Raw genomic sequence first — 3203 nt, 5'->3', positions numbered from 1 at the left:
TACTTGCGCTCATATTTTACTAATGTGCGATAGTTGATTGACAAGTTCAGTCGCCCGGACAGATGGATTGCGCAAATGAAATTTATTTATTTTATTCAATAAGATATGAGTTTTTTTGATCGCCAAGGATTAATGCAGAATTCCCCTAACGGACCGAAAAACGATAAAGATCTCTATTCATTCTTGCCATAAATCGCCAGACAGGATAACAACTTTACATCATTGACGGTCGGTTTCCGTCGCACATCGGAGAGGACCGCATATGGTCAGTTTGGATTCACCTATAACCGTTGTCCGGCCACACCTGATCGAATTCGGTCTCGGAACCGCGGGAAAGCTGGGCGCCTGGGCGGCCGGCAAGGGCTATTCCCGAACGCTGGTCATTTCCGATGCCTTCAATGCAGCGCGCATCGAGGCGCTGCAGCTGAAGGGTGATGTTTCGGTCTTCTCGGACGTCACGCCCGAGCCGGATATTGCCAATCTCGACAAGGTGCTCGCCGCAGCAGAGACCGCACAGGCTGATCTCATCGTCGGCTTCGGCGGTGGCAGCGCTATGGATTTAGCGAAGCTCGCTGCCGTACTCGCCGGCTCGGTGCAGACGCTTCGCGAAGTCGTCGGTCCGAACAAGGTTCAGGGACCGCGGAAAGTAGCGCTCGCCCAGGTGCCGACCACATCGGGCACGGGCAGCGAAGCCGGCATTCGCGCGCTGGTCACCGATCCCGACACCAAGGCGAAACTAGCGGTCGAGAGCCTTCACATGCTCGCCGATATCGCCGTCATCGACCCGTCGCTGACCTTCTCCGTTCCAGCCCGCACCACCGCCGCAACCGGTGTCGATGCCATGGCGCATTGCGTCGAGGCCTTCACCAATCGCAAGGCGCACCCGATGATCGACATTTATGCGATCGAGGGAACGCGGCTCGTCGGCAAATATCTCGCGCGTGCCGTGCGCGACGGTTCGGATGCCGAAGCGCGTGCCGGTCTTTCGCTGGCCTCGCTCTATGGCGGCTTCTGCCTCGGCCCGGTCAATACTGCGGGTGGCCATGCATTGGCCTACCCACTTGGCACCCGCTGGCACGTCGCCCATGGCGCAGCCAACGCACTGATCTTCCCGCATGTTCTTGCCTTCAATACGCCGGCCGTGCCGGAAAAGACGAAAGCGGTGATGGAAGCGCTCGGCTATAGCACATCCGATACCGTCAAGTCGGTCTTTGATGCCGCCTACGCTTTCTGCGCTGAGCTCGGCATCGAGATGACTCTTTCGGGCCTGGGCGTACCCGAAAACGATCTCGACGCCATGGCTGACGACGCTTTCGCCATCCGCAGGCTCCTGGACAACAACCCACGCGACTTGACGCGCACTGACATACGTTCGATCTACGAAGCGGCCTATTGAGGCAGGGCTTTCAAGAGGAATTTGACTGATGGACAGAAATGCAAAAGTCGCAGTGACCCTCGGTGATCCTGCCGGTGTTGGTCCCGAAGTGATCGTCAAGGCGCTGGCTGCACTGCCGGCGGCCGAACGCCGGGATTTCGTCATCGTTGGCAACACGGAAGCGCTGGAACGGGCCGCACGTGCGACCGACGTCAGCCTCGCTTTCGGTCCCTCCACCTCCGAGGATGGGAATACCATCGCCGTGGATGAGGTTTCGCTCGACGCCCCCCTCCCCGAGATCGGCAAGGTCAGCCCGGTCGCCGGCGACGCGTCCGTTCGCTATATCGCTCGAGCCGTCGATCTCGCAATGTCGAAGGAGGCCGACGTCATTGTCACGGCGCCGATCAACAAGGAAGCCATGAACCTTGCCGGTCACCATTATGACGGCCATACCGGCCTCCTCGCGCACCTGACCGGTTCCAAGAGCTCCTTCATGCTGCTCGCCTCCGAGCGGCTGAACACTATCCACGTCTCGACCCATATCTCGCTGAAGGGCGCGATCGAGCGGGCCAAGACCGAGCGCGTGCTGGCAACGATCGAAGCCGGCCACAATCACTTCATGCGCCTCGGCAAGAAAGCCCGCATCGCCGTCGCCGGCCTCAACCCACATTGCGGCGAAAACGGCCTCTTCGGAACCGAGTACACGGAATTCCTGGTACCTGCGGTCGAGCTCGCACAGGCCAAGGGCATCGACGTGGTCGGCCCGATCTCCGCCGACACGGTCTTCGCCCGCGCCTATAACGGCGCCTTTGACCTGGTGATCGCCCAATATCACGACCAGGGCCATATCCCGATCAAGCTGGTCGCCTTCGAGACTGCGGTCAACGTCTCCTTGGGCTTGCCGATCGACCGCGTCTCGGTCGACCATGGCACCGCGTTCGACATCGCCGGAACCGGCAGAGCCAACCACGTCAACATGCTCTCGGCCATCGCCTATGCGCGACTGATGGCAAGATCRCCGCGGAAGGCTGCAGTGCTGGCGTCTTGAGTAAATCGCCTCAGACCGAAACTTCAACTTTGTATCCACAAACAAAAAGCCCGCTTTCGAAGCGGGCTTTTTGTTTGTGGAGTGAAGGCTGGCCGCTGTTTATCGATAATAGGGAATCTCCGCTCATCCGTGCCGAGCGGTATCGCCACGGTCGCGCGCGACGCAAGCGTTGCTATCAACAACGGCTTCCCGATCACGCTCTTATCCAAGAAATAGTAGGTGCGACGTATTTTCATATCGAGAGACATCAGAACCTTAAACCGGACAGCCTCGCACATTTCGGCGGCATTTACTTCTCGCCAGCTTTCGCTCGCAAATGTCGAAACCTCTGAGATCTCATAGCGATATGCCATGATATGATCAGTGTAATCGACACAGTAGAAATATTTCGAGTGCATAACAAAAGAAATACAATGAGCGTTTCATCCTAAATGGATGTCTTATCAAMGATACGCCAAGTCCGGGTGATATCACTGAAATGGTCCAAGAAATAAGAAACGAAACGAATGCGTTAGCTGTCAATAATTGATACGAAGTGCTTCCATTCCACCAATCATCTACCTATGATTGCAATGCAGCCGATACAGCGTCGGGAGCAAGGGGACATGATAGATAAAAGTCATAATCACACTCATCCACAGGCGACTGATATCCCTTGCCTTTTTACCGGCCGCTGACGATGCGTTTTGCCCTGCGCTAGAACGTCGAAAGGCCCGCAGGTTTTACCATGCGGGCTTTTTGGGCCCGCAGGTTTTACCATGCGGGCTTTTTGATTGTTAG

Annotated in this window: 3 protein-coding genes; 2 read left to right on the top strand and 1 reads right to left on the bottom strand. The window is 57.0% G+C overall.

Annotated elements, in window-relative coordinates; genetic code table 11:
• Nucleotides 1-262: 262 nt before the first annotated feature.
• On the top strand, nucleotides 263-1396 hold the full coding sequence (locus AC1D35_RS35260; RefSeq protein WP_113311902.1) for an iron-containing alcohol dehydrogenase: 1134 nt from the start codon (nucleotides 263-265) through the stop codon (nucleotides 1394-1396).
• 28 nt (nucleotides 1397-1424) lie between these two features.
• The gene (pdxA, locus tag AC1D35_RS35255) at nucleotides 1425-2423 is read left to right on the top strand and encodes a 4-hydroxythreonine-4-phosphate dehydrogenase PdxA (protein WP_477942562.1); all 999 of its coding nucleotides are present in this window, start codon (nucleotides 1425-1427) and stop codon (nucleotides 2421-2423) included.
• 23 nt (nucleotides 2424-2446) lie between these two features.
• Here the strand turns inward: pdxA and AC1D35_RS35250 are convergent, their stop codons facing one another.
• The gene (locus AC1D35_RS35250; protein ID WP_477855786.1) at nucleotides 2447-2776 is read right to left on the bottom strand and encodes a hypothetical protein; all 330 of its coding nucleotides are present in this window, start codon (nucleotides 2774-2776) and stop codon (nucleotides 2447-2449) included.
• Nucleotides 2777-3203 lie beyond the last annotated feature (427 nt).

Source organism: Rhizobium sp. P1_E6 (assembly GCF_056405875.1).
This window is presented reverse-complemented; position numbering and strand designations above follow the sequence as displayed.